Origin of the sequence: Burkholderia sp. HI2714, from assembly GCF_002223085.1 — a bacterium.
Lineage (GTDB): Bacteria > Pseudomonadota > Gammaproteobacteria > Burkholderiales > Burkholderiaceae > Burkholderia > Burkholderia lata_D.
Genome location: NZ_NKFM01000062.1, coordinates 125,657 through 140,811, shown reverse-complemented (window position 1 = coordinate 140,811; position 15,155 = coordinate 125,657). Strand labels below are relative to the sequence as shown.

Here is a 15,155-nt window from a genome sequence, read left to right as displayed (position 1 = left end):
ACGCGCAAGATTCCCCACACGAGCATCGCGGTCATGACGGCGGTCACCACGATCGCGTCCTGCCAATCAGGCGGCAGGCCGGGCTGCGCGACGCACACCCGATGCCTTCGCGAACGGCGTTCCCGAATCCGTCAGCGCGCCCTTGACACGAGCAGCACGTCCCGCGACATTCCTAGGCCACCCCTGATAAAAAAGAAGGCCGACGTGGGGCCGGGGCCTAGTCGCGCTGCGTCGGTTCCATCAACGAAGCGATACCAATAATCGTCATGGCCGACCGTCTCACACCGCGAGAGCGCGATGTGCTGTCCCTGATCGCAGATGGGTTGGCCTGCAAGGCGATTGCAGCGCGCCTGTGTATCAGCGAGCAAACCGTTCGCAAGCATCGCCGGCGTCTGTTGGGGAAAACGGGTGCGCCTAACGCGGCAGCACTATGCACGTTGGCAATTCGACAGGCAGACACCGCCCCAAAGCCCTTCCTTCCGTCCATTCACCTCCCGCGAAGGCCAGCCTCTCCGCACGAGAACTGACGATCGCGCAACTCGTCATCTCGGGACGATCCAGCAAGGAGATCGCGAAGGCGCTCGCGATCAGCCCTGCCACCGTCCGCAAACACCGGGAAAACATCTTTCGCCGTGTGGGCGTTCATTCGGCCGTGCAGTTGTCTGTCTGGTGGTCACAGCCCTGAAGAACCGGGGATCGGGGGTCTGTCGATGCGCCGTGTCAATACGCCATCGGAGCCACAGATATTTGCTGTCGGGCGACCTATATTTCCCCTGCATTCATCAGATGAACGCCCGTCAGGGCCGCCCTCCGGTGCTTGCACGTGCTGCCATTCCGATTCCGAAACGAACCGTGCAGCGCATCCAACGAAGCAACGACGACTATCTGGAGAAAAAAATGACCGACATCAGCAAACAGGTAATGGACTTGAACGCCGGCTGGTACAACGTGGTCCGTCAAGCGCTGAATCTCGACGAGAACACGTTCCAGCTTGCGCAGGGGACGCTGGCGCTCGCCTCGACCGATTCAAGCGGACTTTTCCTGATTTCCAACGCCGTTCCGCCCGTCAGCGCCGTGGCGCATTACGATGCGTCGGGACTGTCAAGTCGCGCGAGCGCTTACGACATGCTGCTGCATGCGCTCCGCGGCGAAGGAGGCAATACGCTGCAAACTGCACTCGGCGACCAATATGCGAAATGGATCGCCTATCGGGATGCGGACACCTCGAGTCTTACCCAGCTGCAGCTTTTCCAGAAGTGGGCTGACCGGCATCTCGATCCGAACAAGGCGGCAGCGGCCGTGACCGTCTTCAAGCAGCAGGCGACGCTGCCGCTAAATGTCGCGCTGGATGCTGTTGCGAACGCCTCGAACAAGCAGTCGTTCGTTGATTCCGCCGGCAATCCCTACTCCCTGTACAAGTATTCGGCGACGCTGGACGAAGCCCAGCAAGCGATCGCGAACGGTGCGTCTGCCGATATCGCATTCGATTCGCAGTCGATGAACACTTCGCTGAGCCACGTCTGGGTCGAAGGGGCGGCTTCCGGCTTCTACGACATCTTTTCGGCAGGCGCACGAGGCAGTTTCGAGCAGCTGAATACGAAAGCCGCGAGCTCCCGCCTGTCGATCGAGGGGCACATCGGTTCGTTCGCCACGCTCGCTACGCAACCCGGCGCCTGGTTCACGTCGTCGGAATTCTCGCGTGCCTACAGCGCGAAGAACGACAACACGGTCTGGACGCCGGGCGCCAGCGCAGGCAACTGGGATTCGTTCTTCTCGCAGCCCAATGGTTCGCTCGCGCGACGCGTGTCGCAGCTCGTCCTGGTGAGCGACTACAAGATCAGCGTGACCAGCCACGCGTCGTACAGCGCATCCGACCAGCAGACGATCACTGCGGCAGCGGAGTTCGGCATCTGGCCGTTCTTCAGTGCGTCCGCGAAGAGCTCGGTCACGACGGGAAAGACGATCAATAACGACGGCAGCCTGACCGTCACATACACGCTGAACAAGGGCCTCGTCCAGATCTGGGGCGTCACGGTACAGAACGCACCGAACTGACCGGAACTCAACGCAGCGATTCGCACGCAACGCGCGCATTTGCGTTGCGTGCGGCACTTTGCATCCTCACTTTTTCATGGTTTGCCGAGGTATGACATGGACGAGATACAGAGCTACTTTGCGACGCTCGCGAGCAACGCGGCATCGACCCTCCGGGCCCGGCACCCATCGATGCCGGCCGATGCCCTGAGCGTCGCCAACACGGGACAACAGGCGCAGATGACGGGATGGCAAGCGGTCGCCGTGCATCCGCTTCAGTCGCTGGAGACGGGGTATCAGGCAGTCGTCAGGCGCCTGACTGCCACGGCGAGCGGGGACGATGCCCGCAAAGACGCTGAGCATCAGGCGCTTTCCCGCTTCTTCTTGCTGACGACAGACAAACCCCGCCTTCTGAACGTCGACGATGACGGTATCGACGCAGACCTGCGACGGTGGCCACTCATCGATGACGAACTTGACGCAATCAAAAGCCGGCTCCATCTGGCACGGCGACTCATCAACGAGCCGTCCGCCGACCGCAGCCCACTCGGCGAAATGGGCACCGTGGTCGACCGTGCCGTAAGCCTCCTGATGCGGATGGCGCCGGGCAAGTCGACCGACGCGATGGCTCCCGAGCTGCAAAAGGCAGCGAAATACCTGGGCTTTCCCGATAACACCGAGCCCGCCGATATCGCGCGGCGCTGGATCTACGAGCGTCAAAATGTATCGCAACGCGACGACCTGCTGGCACTGGCCGACGAACTCGAGAGCAAGCTCGTGCGCCCGCTTTCGGACCCGGGCAATGTGGTGGCGTCGTCCCGTTCGCTGTACAACATCAGCGCGTTCTATCTCTATCGACTGATGCACCGCTTCCACGGCGGTTCCTCGATCGAGGCCATGACCCACGCGATCAAACAGGAAGCGAGCGGGTTGGTCACCGGATCCATGCACCCTGCACAACTGGAATGGCTTTGCGCCTGGCATGAAAAGCAGATCGCCGCGCTTGGTGAACAGCTGGACAACCTGAGCCGCAAGCTTCAGGCGAAATTCGGCCGGCCCGGGCCCGTCCTCCGCTTCTATCTGAAGGGCGGACGAGCGATGTTCACGGCACTCGGCACGCCGCGACTGGGTACGAACGACTGGGATACCGGGGTGCTGATAGACCCCGAGCTTCCTGCCGAGGCGTGGTACACGGCTTTCGCTGCGGTCAACGATACCGTGATCAAGACACTCGACGAACTTCGCTATGGCTATACCGAACTGCTGTACGGCAACAAGGCGGCGCTCGCCGCGCCTGCGACGGCAACGCTGGCGGCAGTCGTGCCGCGCGACGAAGACGAAGAGCCCAACGAATACACCCTCGCCGGAGCACAGGCGGAAGCGCTGGCCGAGGCCGCCCAGGATACGCGTGCGCCACAGTCCCAACTGACGCTAATGTCCATGGCCGGGCTGCAGGCAGCCGCCAGCGGGACCGCGCGACCGACCGGCATCAACGGGGAGCTGATCGATATCGGGATCTCCACGCGAAGCTCGGTCGAGTTGCGCGAGCACTGGGCTCACGTTACCGTCACAAAGACGAAGGGGGTGTCCGGAGCGTTGGTACCCGTGCCGCAACTGGGCTTCTTCGTCGACGACTTCTCGACGATCTTGCGCGACGCCGTGGAAACACCCGAAACGGTGGACAGAAAGCTCGCAAAACGGCTGGATCGGCTCGGTCTTGTACTGCAAAGCGGTGGCGACGCAATCACCGGCGTTGTCGCCGAGAAACTGGCGCGACTCAAGCAGCAGGTCCCGAAAACCATCGGCGCGTTAAAGCCTGTCGACAGCACCGCCGAGGGCCGTCTTCAGATCTGGACGCTTGACGCCCTTCTGGAATCGCTCGACGTTGACGCCCCGGGTCACCGGTCGTGGGGCGAAGCGCTCGACACATATGTCGCATCGCTCGTGACGAGCGGCCAGCTTTACGATGAACGATCCGATGTCTTGAGATCAATCTGGGCGCGGATCTCGGATGAGTTGGAATCGGCTTCGGATAAAGGAGCCAATGCCCGAAAGTTGCTGGGCGTCTTTACCGGTACTCGCGCGCTCGTGTCGACGATCGTGAAGGATCTCAAGCGTCTCGAAATCGCGTTCGGCATGCCGGATCTCGGCAAGCCGCTCCCAACCGGGGCGTGGGAACTGGTCTCGAACATCGTGACAGCGCTGGCGCCCACGCCCCGCCACGTCACGGGCGCCAATGCAACCGTCGCGATCGTCGGTGCCTTTGCGGCGCGACTGCATCTGCTGCACGCAGGCCTGTCATCCGAACTTGCAGACGGCACATGGCCGGTTGAACAGATCGAGCTCGAGTTGTGGCTCACACCATCCAGCTTGCCGCAAAGTGTGCAGATTCTGAACCAACTGGCCACACGGTTGGGCTCGCTCGCGGGTCGCATCGACACGAAAACCGTCGGTGAAGCCGAAAGTGCGGTATTGCTGGTGATACCGAAGCCCGGTGTCGTGAGTCCGGCAACGGTGATCGAAGACTCGCAGCCCGTGCTGGCTACGGTGAGCGTGGTCGATGCCAGCCTGCGCTCGGGGCAGGTCAACGACTCGATCAATGGCTGGCCGGTCACGCCCGCGAGAGTTCTCGCATTGCGGTTCCTTGAGGCTGCCGCTGCCGCCGAGGACTACGGCATCCGCCAATTGCGACGCAACTCGATGAAGCTGATCGTCAATGAGATCCTGGGACGGCAGCTTGAATAGAATGCGTGCTGCTACGCGTGCAAACCTGCCGCTGTCGGGGGCCCGTTTCCGTGGACGGTTACGCCGTTTAATTCCGGTTCGGTCGATTTTTCAGGCCGGGCGATTGCGCGATTTGTCCACGATCAATCGGCGGGTCACCCGTCACGACTACGATGCCGGCCGGCAGCCGGCAACCCGCTGGTGACTATTCATGGGCGGTCAATCTGTTGCCACACCTAAATGTCCAGCCCTCTGTTGCCAGCCACGGCAGGCACAGCAGTTCCGTGATCGTCGGCAGATGTCGCAAAGAGTTGGCACTCGGCCTCACCAAGTAGTCGGATACCCGCGAGAAAGACGCAAGAGTCCGCACTCCGGGGCTGGACTGGTCGGCGACCCAATCACGGGCAGGATCGGATGAGGCCAACCGGCGGATTCTCTCCGCGCTAAAGCGTAAGCGTGTCATCGCGTCTCCCGCCAGCCGAAGCATAGGCAATCACCCATAAACCGGACGGATTCGAATGTTTCAAATATATGCAATTCGATTCGCATTGTTTTAATTTAAATTCGCCTCTTTCGCATACCTTGTCATTCGTCATTTCATTTTCTATAAATCACTGGTACCAAATCGATCGGCAATAAAACGGTGACGCCCAACACAATCACGCCTGCATGACGCTTCGCCCGTTGGCTTGAGTTCCTGGCGTCGACACAGCGCAGGAAGCGGGGATCCCCGCGGCAACACGGGCGGGATACCCGCCGGGTTGCGACATTCATATTCATCTCACAATCAAAAGAGGAAACACGATGACCTTCAAAATTCTCAGTTGCGATGGTGGCGGTATCCGGGGATTGATCACTGCCCTGCTCATCCAGGATCTTGACCAGCGCAGTCGGATCATCGCGAGCGCCGACGGCTTTGCCGGCACATCCACGGGCGGCCTGATCGCGCTAGGGCTCGCGCGCGGCGTATCCATTTCCGAGATCGTCGATATCTATAGGACGAAGGGTTCGGTCATCTTTCGTGAAAACGGGGCATGGCTGGCCCAAAAGCAAGCACCCGAACAGGACACGATCCTGGCTGGACCCGGCGTGTACCAATGCCAGTATGTCAACACCGGGCTACAGGAGATCGCCAAATCGCTGGTCGGCAACGGCAAGCTGGCCGATCTGTCTCACTTCGTCGCAATCAACTCGGCACGCCTGTGGGATCCGCCGACCAAGAGCTGGGCTCCGTGCACCCTCTCCAACGGAAACGGCAACACCTATCGCAATGTCAGCCTGTCCGATGCCGCACTTGCCACGTCGGCTGCACCGACGTATTTCCCGCCGTACGAAATCGCCGGGCTCGGCTATTTCGCCGATGGCGGCGTGTTTGCGAACAATCCTTCCGTGTCCGCCATTGCCGAGGCGCTGGCCAGCCGTCGCGCAGGCAATCTGGACGATCTGCGCCTGCTGTCGCTTGGCACCGGAACCATCCCCGCAGGTATTCCCCGGGACGCTGTCGGCAACCCGTTGGCCTGGGGCGTTTCGAAATGGCTGTGGCCGTTCGAAAGCGGGGGCGTACCGGCAGCAGCCCTGCTCGGGCTGACGATGGATACGACAGCGACGATCGCCGCACAACAGTGCGGGCAGATACTGAACTCCCACTACCAGCGCGGAAATTTCGAGCTCAGTCAATTCGTCGGCCTGGACGAATGGCAAAAGGCGCCGGAACTGGAGAAGGAAGCCCAGGCGTACATGAGAACCGCCGAGTGGCAACGTGTGTGCCAGTGGGTGGAGCAATTCTGGCGCTGATGGCGCATCGATAGCCAGGCTTCGCCGCGATGCTTCCGGCGGTTTGCAGGTATGCGGGCGGATACTACGCGATCGGCGTAGACAGGCACTCGTTTAATCCCGGGGCGGGTTCTACGTTCCGTGCGGCCCCGACATGGTCAATCACGCGATGGGGAAAACAGGGGTTCGTGTTGCTGGCGATCGGGATGGGCGATGATCAATGAAGCGCTGGTTGTCGTGATCGCATCGCTTGAAGCTGGATCTGAGGATCCGTATTGTGGGTATACAAAAATGTCCGTTCCTCCGTTGCCAGCCACGACAGGCACAGCAGCTCCGTAATCGTCCGCAGATGTCGCAGAAAGCTGGCACGCCACCTCACCAAGTAGCCGCATACCCGCGAAAAAGGCCACAAGAGTCCGCACTCGTATCCGGATCTCGCGCACGCCGCTGCGACCGAGCGCGTGCGCGGTCACCTTCAGCGTCCGCGTCTTGAGAATGTGATCGTCGTGCGCTGCGTGCCGACGCGATCAGTCGACCGCCGGAATCCATGCGGCAGTCGCCGCGTCGCTCGCGCGGAACGCCGGAAACTTCGCGCCGAGTTCGGCCACGGTATGGATGTCGTTCTTCACGAGATCGTCACGCGTGATCAGCGTCGGCTTCACTGCGATGCGCGCGCCCGGGTCCTGCCCGGCGACCAGCAGCGCCGCGGCCCGCACCGACACCGCGCCGACGACCGCCGGATTGGTCGCGGCCGTCGCGACCCACGCGCTGTTCGGCGCGCGGATGGCCTCGATGTCGGCCGTCGACACGTCCGCGCTGTAGATGCGGATTTTCGACGAGAGCCGGGCCTCGTCCGCCGCGAGCTTTGCGCCGCGCGCGAACTCGTCGTACGGCGCGAACACGACCCGAATGTCGGGATTCGCGCGATATACGGCCGCCGCCTGGTTCGCGACCGATTGCGCGATCGGATTGTCGACGGTGCCCCAGCGCGCCTTTTCCCGCACCTTCGGGTGCGCACGCTTGAAATCGCGCCACGCGGCATCGCGCCGGTCGAGCGGCGCGAATCCGGCCACGTACACGTACCCTGCCGCGAACGCGTCGCCGTTGTCCTTCAACGCCTGATTCAGCAGCAGGTTCGCCAGGTCGCGATCGTTCTGCTCGATCTGCGGCACCTTCGGATTGGCGAGATCGACGTCGAACGCGACGACCTTGATGCCTTTGTCGAGCGCGCGCTGAACGACGTCCTTCAGCGATTCCGGCAAGCCGTGATTGACGATGATCGCTGACACGCCGCTGCTGATCGCCTGCTGCAACTGCTCGCGCTGCTCGGCAGCGTCCTGCCGCCCTTCGTAGATGCGCAGATCGACGCCGAGCGCACGCGCCTGCTTCTGCGCGCCGGCTTCGTAGGCCTGGAAGAAATCGCCGGTCGACAGGTAGTTGACGAGCGCGATCTTCACGCCGCCCTTGTCGAACGGCGCGGGCGCCCCCTTGAGCGGGCCGGCATAGGCCGCGGGCACACCGAGCACGAGCGCGGTGCCCAGCACGAGTGCACCGAGTTTCAGTTCGAAGCGCGACTTTCGGCGAAGCAACGAGCGCATGGCGTGTCTGTCTCCGTACAAGGACGATTTCGGCTCAATCTATCAGCGCGCCAAGCGAATTCAAACCGACCGATTCGGCAATGGATATTACTTTGGATAACAAACGGTCCTGCCTGAAGATCATTCGAACCGTGGGTGCCCGAGCCGAGTCTCGGGGGCCTCACGCATCACGCCCGGGCATCCGTACGGCGACCGATGCCGAACGTAAATGCAAGGGCCAGCACGAGCAGTACGCCCTTGATGAAATCCTGCATATAGTAGGGTGCGTTCAGCATCGTGAGCCCGTTGAGCAGCACGCCGACGAACACCGCCCCGACGACCGTACCGAATACGTTGGGCCGCTTCGCGCCCCACACCGCGTAACCGATCAGCGCGGCCGCCACCGCATCGAGCAGCAGCGAGTGGCCCGCGCTCACGTCACCGCGGCCGACCCGCGCGGCGATCAGCACGCCGCCCAGCGACGCGATCGCACCCGACACGACATACGCGGCGACGCGATAGCGCGCGGCCGGCGCACCGGCCAGCCGCGCGGCCGTTTCGTTGCCGCCGATCGCGTAAATCACGCGGCCCCAGCGCGTCGCTTCCATCGTGATGCAGGCCAGCACCGTCACGGCCGCGAGAAGCAGCACCGGCAGCGGTACCACGTCGAACACGCGCAGCCGGCCGAGCGCGAGAAAGGCGTCGGGGAATACGCCCGTCGCGTCCGTGCCGTCGGGCAGCACGGAGCCGGTCGCGAGCGAGCGGCCGCCGGTCGCGAGCGAGCGGCCGCCGGTCGGGATCAACTGCAGGCCGGCCAGCAGGAACAGCGTGCCGAGCGTCGCGAGCTGGTCGGGCACGCGCAGCCGCGTAATCAGCAAGCCGTTGAACAAGCCGGCCGCCACCCCAAGCACGACGCAGGCGAGCACGGCCGCCCATGCGCTGCCGTGCCAGACGACCAGCACGTAGCTCGCGGCCATCTGCGCGGTCGCGGCCACGCTGCCGACCGACAGGTCGAAGCCCCCGGCCGCGAGCGTGATCGTCACGCCGATGCCGAGCAACGCGACGATCGACACCGCCTGCAGGATGCTGAACAGATTGTCGACGTTCAGGAACGCGGGCTCCCTGAGCGCGAACACGACCACGAGGACGCCCAGCACGAGCAGGATGCCGGTTCGTTCGAGCACATCGCGGATGCGCGCCGGCCCGGGGCGCGACGGCCGTTCGACGGATGCGGCATGGCGTACAGCGGAAGAAGTCACGGGTTTCATGAGCAGGCACGCACGATGGAAGAAGTGGGAGGCAGGCAATCGAGCGTCGCGCGATCGAATCGCACGATACGATCGGCGATCTCGGCCGCTTCCTCGAGATCGCTGACGAACACGATCGTCGTGCGCTCATGCGCATGACGCCGCAGCGTATCGACGATATCGGCGCGCGCACCCGCATCGATGCCCTGGAACGGCTCGTCGAGCAGCAACAGCCGCGCCGGCTCGGCGTGCCAGCGCGCGAGCACGACCTTCTGCTGGTTGCCGCCGGACAGATGCGCGACGCGATCGTCCGGCCCGTCGCAGCGAATGCCGAACCGCGCGATCGCCGCCGCGGCCGCCGTGCGTTCGCGCGTTCGGCGCACCGCGCCGCTCGCGAACCAGCGCGACAGGAACGGAAAGCCGATCGTGCCCGCGATCGAGGCGAACGGCACGCTGTCGGGAAACAACGACGTGCGCCAGCGGTCCTCGCCGGCCAGGAATACGCCAGCACGAATCGCGTCGGCGGGCGTTCGTGGCCGCCACGGCCGGCCGTCGAGCGTCATCTGGCCGGCCGCCGCCCGCACCGCGCCGAAGATCGTCCGCGCGAAGCGCGACTTGCCGCCGCCGACCGGGCCTGCGATCGCAACGATCTCGCCGCGCCGCACATCGAGGTCGAACGGCGTACTGGCCGGCGTCAGCCGCATCTGCCGCACGCTGAAGCCTGGGCCTGGGCCTGGGCCTGCCCCGGCTCCGGCCAGCCCGGCACGCTCCGGCGCCGGTGCGCGCGTACGCGGCAACGGCCGGCCGATCATCGTTTCCACAGCCGCGTCGAAATCGATCGGCGCGGCCAGATCGGCGACGATCCGCCCGTCGCGGACGATCGCCGCGCGGTCGGCGATGCGGCGCAAATCGCCGAGCCGATGCGACACCAGCAGGACGGCGACGCCGTCGCGGCGCAACGCGTCCACCAGCACGAACAGCCGCTCGGCCTCCGCCGCCGACAGGCTCGCGGTCGGCTCGTCGAGAATCAGCAACGATGGCTGCCCGGCCAGCGCACGCGCCAGGGTCACGCGCTGCTGGTCGGCCAGCGACAGCGAGGCGAGCGGCGCCGTCAGGTCGACGTCGAGCCCGACCCGTGCGGCAAGCGATCGCGCCGCGGCGCGCCGCGCGGCCGGCGGCACGCGCCACGGTGAGGCCGGATCGCACAGCCGGTCCAGCAGCAGGTTGTCGGCGATCGACAGCGTCGGCACGACGGCGTCGGCCACGGACTGGTGCACGGTCGCGACGCCGAGCCGCTTGGCCGCGTGCGGCGACGCCGGTCGATAGGGTTCGCCGCGTAGCGTCAGCGCGCCGCTGTCCGCTTGCAGCGCCCCGCTCAGGATCTTGACGAAGGTCGACTTGCCCGCGCCGTTTGCGCCCATCAACGCGACGACTTCGCCGGCGCCGATCGACAGGTCGAGCGCCGACAGCGCGACGGTCGCATCGAAACGCTTCGCGATGCCGCTGGCGCTCAGGACAGGCGGTGACGCCGATCGATGGGGCCGATCGTCGCGCGTCACGTCCATCGTCTCGTTCGTAGCGCTATTCATACCGAAGATTCCGGTCGGCGCGATGCGGTTGCAGGAGAAACAGGTCGTCGTGGGTCATGTCACGCCACTCCGCTGAGGGTCGTCCGGTATCGATCGGCGCGTCAGCCCGCTTCCGGCACGGGAAACCGGAACGATGCGCCATAGGCGCTATCCGGCAGGCGATCGCCGCCGCCGAGTCGCGAGCGGAAGGTACCGACCGGGGACGTCATCCGGTACAGGCCACGCTTTTTCAGTTCCGGCACGATCAGTTCGGCGAAATCGTCCAGCGTACCCGGGCTGATGAGCGGATTGAGCATGTAGCCGCTCGTCGTCGATTGCCGCGCATGCTCCGCGAGCTGGTCGGCGACTTCGTCAGGCGAGCCGACGAGAATCAGGTCGGTGCCGCGCGTGACATTCGCGAACTTGCGCCGCACGTCGCCGGCGGTGAGCGGCTTGCCGCTGCCGTCCGGCCGCACCACGTAGGACGTGAGCCCTTCCGTTTGCGTCGTCAACGGCTCGTCGTCTGCATAGCGATCGATGTCGATTCCGGTATCGCCCGCATAGCTGACGAGTTGAGCCTGCAGGTGATAGTGCTGCTGCAGCGCGTGGTACTTCTCCTTCGCGTCGGCCGACGAACGCGCCGTCACGATCCGCAGCACCGTGAGCGCCTTCACATCCTCCGCTGCCCGGCCGTTTTCGACCGCCAGCCGCCGGATTTCATCGAGGCCGGCGCGTATCTCGTGCGGATTCGACTTCGCGACGAACACCACTTCCGCATGCTTTGCCGCGAATTCGCGCCCACGCCCCGACCAGCCGGCCTGGATCAGCACCGGCGAGCGCTGCGGCGACGGCGCGCAGACGTGCGGGCCATGCACGCGATAATGCGGGCCCACGTGCTCGATCGACCGCACACGGTCGCCGCGCGCGTAGCGCGGCTCGCGCTTGTCGGCAACGACCGCGTCGTCCGCCCAGCTCCCTTCCCACAGCTTGTACACGACGTCGAGAAACTCCTCCGCACGGGCGTAGCGTTCGTCGTGGCCGATCATCCGGTCGAGCCCGAAGTTGCGCGCCGCGCTCGTCAGGTAGGAGGTCACGATGTTCCAGCCGATCCGGCCGTTGCTCAGGTGGTCGAGCGTGCTGAAGCGCCGCGCGAGCGCGAATGGATGTTCATACGTCGTGCTCGCGGTCACGCCGAATGCGAGCCGCTCGGTCTGCGCGACGAGCGCCGGGATCAGCATCATCGGATCGTTCGCGGGCGCCTCGACCGCCCACTGGACCGCCGCATCGGCCGACCCGCCATAGACGTCGTACAGGCCAAGCACGTCCGCGAAGAACAGCATGTCGAGATCGGCCTGCTCGGCCGTGCGCGCGAGATCCGACCAGTACGCGAGCGTATTCGCGCGTAGCCGTTCATCGGCGGGATGAGTCCAGAGGCTCGGCGCGCCGCCGCAGCCGACGCTGGCTTGTTCATAAAGGGAAAACAGCAAGGGGCGAGGATCGGACATCGTCGTGTTCAGTGCAAAAGCAGGAATCAGTTGGGTGCCGCCCATGCGCCGGACGATGCGCCGCGGCGCCGTGCGGGCATGCGATCGTCGGGCTCGCGCGTCAGGTAGCGATTGAGGTGTTTCTCGAGACGGGCGGCGGGAATCGTCAGCAGCGCGACCAGCACGACATAGACGATCGCCGCGCCGGCCAGCGGCTCATAAACTCGCAAGGTTTCGAAACGCAGCGTATTGGCCGTCCCCATCACGTCGAACACCGTGACGGTCGAAGCGAGGACGGTCGATTTCAGCAGCAGGATCGCTTCGCCGGTGAGCGCCGGCAGCGCGAGTCGCCACGCACGCGGACCGACGATACGGCGCAGTACACCCGCCCGCGTCATTCCGTATGCATGGCCGGCCTCGATTTCGCCGGCCGGCACCCCGGCAATCGCGCCGCGCAGGATCGTCGCGACATACGCGCCCTCGTTCACGCTCAACGCGACGACGGCGTACCAGAACGCGTCGCGCAACAGCGGCGACGCCCAGCTGTCACGCATCCATTCGCGCGGGACGATCTGGCCGAAGCCGTAATACAGGAGATAAAGCTGCACCAGCAGCGGTGTACCGCGAACCAGCATGATCCAGCCGCGCGCGGGCCAGCGGTAGGGTGCGTGACGCGAACCCGCCGCAAGCGCGAGCGGAATGCCGATCACCACGCTGGCAATACCCGACAACAGCAGCAACGCCAGGGTCGTGGGCACCGCGGCGAGCAGCTTCGGCATCACCGTGTCGAGCAGGAACGTCAGCGAAAAATTCATGCGCAGGCGCGCCTCGTACCACGATTCACGTAACGTTCGAGCATCGCGAAAAGGCCCGTCGACGCGACGCTCAACAACAGGAACAGCGCGGCCGTGACCAGGTAAAAGAAAACGTAATGCCGCGTCGCGCCGGCGGCGAGCTGGCTCGCCTTCAGCAGATCCGTGAAAGACCCGAGCACGCTGATGAACGACGCATCCTTGGTCGCGTTCAGCCACACGTTGCCGACGCCCGCCAGCGCGAGCCGCGCTGCAACCGGAAGCCGGATGCGGGTCAAGGTTTGCCACGGGCTCATTCCGTACGCGTGCGCGGCCTCGATATGCCCGACCGGTACGTTGACGAGCGCCGCGCGGAAGATATCGGTCAGATAGGCGCCCTGGATGAAGCCGAGCGACAACGCGGCCGCGATGAACGGATCGAATGCGAAGCCATCGGGCACCAGACCGCTGCAGTGCAAGGCGGACTCGAGCGCAGGTGCGACTGCATAGAACGCGAGCAGCAGGCACAACAGTTCGGGCAGGGCGCGCACGAGTGTCGTGTAAAGCCGTGCCAGCCACACGAGCGGGGTGTGCCGCGACAGCTTGCCGAGCGCGCCCGCGATGCCGAGCAGCGTCCCGGCGCAGAACGACGCTGACGCGACGCCGAGCGTCAGTGCGAACGCGCCGGCGAAGATTCGCCCGTAACCGCCGTCGCCGAACGCAAGCAATGCCAGCAGCGAATCGTCCGCGGCCATCGACTCAACGCCCCTTCTCGATCGTACCCTTCAGGTTCGGATAGCGTGCGGTGATCGCATCCCACGTGCCGTCCTGCTGCAGTTGCGCGATCACGGTCGACAACCGGCCGCGCAATGCATCGCCTTGACGCACGCCCGCGCCAATGCCGAGACCCAGCACGGGGTTGTCCGCACAGGTGGCCTTGACCTCGAAATCCTTCCCGTCACGCGACGACAGGAAGGCCGTAAACAAGCCCTTCGCTTCCTGCACGTAATCGACACGGCCCGAGACCAGATCCGCGAGCGCGTTGTCGAATTTGTCGAACGCCTTGATCTGGGCGTCGCGCTTGAAACGTGCATCGAGGAACGCCGAGAAGTTCGTGCCCGCCTCCACGCCGATCACGCGATCCTTGAAGGTTGCCGGCGCTGCGCAATCGACGCGGCGCCGATCGCTTTTCGCGCCGACGAAAACCGTCGGCGACTCATAGTAGGCACGACTGAAGTCGATCGCCTTCTGCCGTTCGCCGGTGATCGTCATCGACGACCAGATCACGTCGATCTTGCGGTTCTGCAGCGCGGGGATCAGCCCGTCCCATGCGATGTCGGTGAGTTCGCAGCGTACATTGAGCTTGCTGCATGCCGCGTCGAGCAGGTCGACCTCCCAGCCCTTCCACTTGCCGGTTGCATCCTTCGAGAAGAACGGCGGGTACGACTCGGCGTCGATGCCGACGCGCAGCGTCGGTTGCGCCGCGTGGGCGGCTGGCAAAAGGCCGATTACGAACAGCGCGGCCGCGGCGCGGCGGACCGTTGAAGGCATCAAACGATTCATTTGGCAGACTTCTCGGATAACGTCGACATCGCCGGTGTCGCTCCGGCATCGGGATGCGTGACTTTAGTGCCTGCCGAAGCGTGTACCAAATGGTTATTTTTTCGATGGATATCTGATCGCGCGATATGGCGGAATGGCGCACCGTCGAACGCGCCCCACGGTGCATCGTTCCACTGTCCGGCCGCTCACGCCTGCGCTGTTTCGCGCTGCACCGCCGGCAGCTCCAGATTCGCGCGGAAATCGCCGCCCACGTAGTCGGTATCGAGCAGATCGCGACGGCGAGCTGTTCCGGCGTGCCGGCGACGGACCAGTGGCCAGTCTCCTGCGCACGGATGATCAGCTCGCGCAGTGTCAGCCGCTATCGCGCGCAGATAACGAATCCCGTGTGCGTCGC

Annotated in this window: 12 protein-coding genes; 5 read left to right on the top strand and 7 right to left on the bottom strand. The window is 64.6% G+C overall.

The features are described 5' to 3' along the window. The first annotated feature begins 266 nt into the window (after window positions 1-266). The 5 genes from CFB82_RS34325 (at window position 267) to CFB82_RS34305 (ending at window position 6,552) form a co-directional block, all read left to right on the top strand. Window positions 267-527, top strand: coding sequence for a response regulator transcription factor (locus CFB82_RS34325; RefSeq protein ID WP_089486858.1), 261 nt, complete (start codon window positions 267-269; stop codon window positions 525-527). Further along, window positions 431-685, top strand: a complete 255-nt coding sequence (locus CFB82_RS44640) for a response regulator transcription factor (protein ID WP_089449058.1) — start codon at window positions 431-433, stop codon at window positions 683-685. Before CFB82_RS34325 ends, CFB82_RS44640 begins: the two co-directional genes overlap by 97 nt. Window positions 686-786: 101 nt before the next feature. Then, window positions 787-2,055: a hypothetical protein gene (locus CFB82_RS34315; protein WP_143751008.1), complete on the top strand. Its 1,269-nt coding sequence runs from the start codon at window positions 787-789 to the stop codon at window positions 2,053-2,055. A gap of 96 nt (window positions 2,056-2,151) precedes the next feature. After that, window positions 2,152-4,779, top strand: coding sequence for a hypothetical protein (locus CFB82_RS34310; protein WP_089486856.1), 2,628 nt, complete (start codon window positions 2,152-2,154; stop codon window positions 4,777-4,779). A gap of 783 nt (window positions 4,780-5,562) precedes the next feature. Further along, window positions 5,563-6,552, top strand: a complete 990-nt coding sequence (locus tag CFB82_RS34305; protein WP_089448927.1) for a patatin-like phospholipase family protein — start codon at window positions 5,563-5,565, stop codon at window positions 6,550-6,552. A 506-nt stretch (window positions 6,553-7,058) separates the two neighbouring features. On the opposite strand, the gene CFB82_RS34300 is transcribed toward CFB82_RS34305, so the two are convergent. The 7 genes from CFB82_RS34300 to CFB82_RS34270 all read right to left on the bottom strand — a co-directional run bounded on the left by CFB82_RS34300 (window position 7,059) and on the right by CFB82_RS34270 (window position 14,761). Then, window positions 7,059-8,129 carry a substrate-binding domain-containing protein gene (locus CFB82_RS34300; protein WP_089486855.1) on the bottom strand — a complete coding sequence of 357 codons (1,071 nt, stop codon included), beginning with the start codon at window positions 8,127-8,129 and terminating at the stop codon, window positions 7,059-7,061. Window positions 8,130-8,296: 167 nt separating this feature from the next. Then, on the bottom strand, window positions 8,297-9,376 hold the full coding sequence (locus CFB82_RS34295; protein WP_089486854.1) for an ABC transporter permease: 1,080 nt from the start codon (window positions 9,374-9,376) through the stop codon (window positions 8,297-8,299). Continuing rightward, a complete protein-coding gene (locus tag CFB82_RS34290; protein ID WP_089486853.1) occupies window positions 9,373-10,944 on the bottom strand; it encodes a sugar ABC transporter ATP-binding protein in 1,572 nt (523 codons plus the stop codon). Before CFB82_RS34290 ends, CFB82_RS34295 begins: the two co-directional genes overlap by 4 nt. Window positions 10,945-11,045: 101 nt before the next feature. Then, on the bottom strand, window positions 11,046-12,428 hold the full coding sequence (locus CFB82_RS34285; protein WP_089487027.1) for an LLM class flavin-dependent oxidoreductase: 1,383 nt from the start codon (window positions 12,426-12,428) through the stop codon (window positions 11,046-11,048). Between the two features lie 26 nt (window positions 12,429-12,454). Further along, entirely contained in the window at window positions 12,455-13,222 is a 768-nt protein-coding gene (locus tag CFB82_RS34280; protein ID WP_089486852.1) for an ABC transporter permease, read from the bottom strand. Further along, complete coding sequence (locus tag CFB82_RS34275) at window positions 13,219-13,953, bottom strand: ABC transporter permease (RefSeq protein ID WP_089486851.1); 735 nt, start codon at window positions 13,951-13,953, stop codon at window positions 13,219-13,221. Before CFB82_RS34275 ends, CFB82_RS34280 begins: the two co-directional genes overlap by 4 nt. A 4-nt stretch (window positions 13,954-13,957) precedes the next feature. Continuing rightward, window positions 13,958-14,761 carry a transporter substrate-binding domain-containing protein gene (locus CFB82_RS34270; RefSeq protein ID WP_089486850.1) on the bottom strand — a complete coding sequence of 268 codons (804 nt, stop codon included), beginning with the start codon at window positions 14,759-14,761 and terminating at the stop codon, window positions 13,958-13,960. Between the last annotated feature and the right edge of the window lie 394 nt (window positions 14,762-15,155).

Excerpts from the sequence above, each read along its gene's own strand:
- CFB82_RS34325 (WP_089486858.1), top strand. The coding sequence starts at position 267 with ATGGCCGACCGTCTCACACCGCGAGAGCGCGATGTGCTGTCCCTGATC.
- CFB82_RS44640 (WP_089449058.1), top strand. The coding sequence starts at position 431 with ATGCACGTTGGCAATTCGACAGGCAGACACCGCCCCAAAGCCCTTCCT.
- CFB82_RS34315 (WP_143751008.1), top strand. The coding sequence starts at position 787 with ATGAACGCCCGTCAGGGCCGCCCTCCGGTGCTTGCACGTGCTGCCATT.
- CFB82_RS34310 (WP_089486856.1), top strand. The coding sequence starts at position 2,152 with ATGGACGAGATACAGAGCTACTTTGCGACGCTCGCGAGCAACGCGGCA.
- CFB82_RS34305 (WP_089448927.1), top strand. The coding sequence starts at position 5,563 with ATGACCTTCAAAATTCTCAGTTGCGATGGTGGCGGTATCCGGGGATTG.
- CFB82_RS34300 (WP_089486855.1), bottom strand. The coding sequence starts at position 8,129 with ATGCGCTCGTTGCTTCGCCGAAAGTCGCGCTTCGAACTGAAACTCGGT.
- CFB82_RS34295 (WP_089486854.1), bottom strand. The coding sequence starts at position 9,376 with ATGAAACCCGTGACTTCTTCCGCTGTACGCCATGCCGCATCCGTCGAA.
- CFB82_RS34290 (WP_089486853.1), bottom strand. The coding sequence starts at position 10,944 with ATGAATAGCGCTACGAACGAGACGATGGACGTGACGCGCGACGATCGG.
- CFB82_RS34285 (WP_089487027.1), bottom strand. The coding sequence starts at position 12,428 with ATGTCCGATCCTCGCCCCTTGCTGTTTTCCCTTTATGAACAAGCCAGC.
- CFB82_RS34280 (WP_089486852.1), bottom strand. The coding sequence starts at position 13,222 with ATGAATTTTTCGCTGACGTTCCTGCTCGACACGGTGATGCCGAAGCTG.
- CFB82_RS34275 (WP_089486851.1), bottom strand. The coding sequence starts at position 13,953 with ATGGCCGCGGACGATTCGCTGCTGGCATTGCTTGCGTTCGGCGACGGC.
- CFB82_RS34270 (WP_089486850.1), bottom strand. The coding sequence starts at position 14,761 with ATGAATCGTTTGATGCCTTCAACGGTCCGCCGCGCCGCGGCCGCGCTG.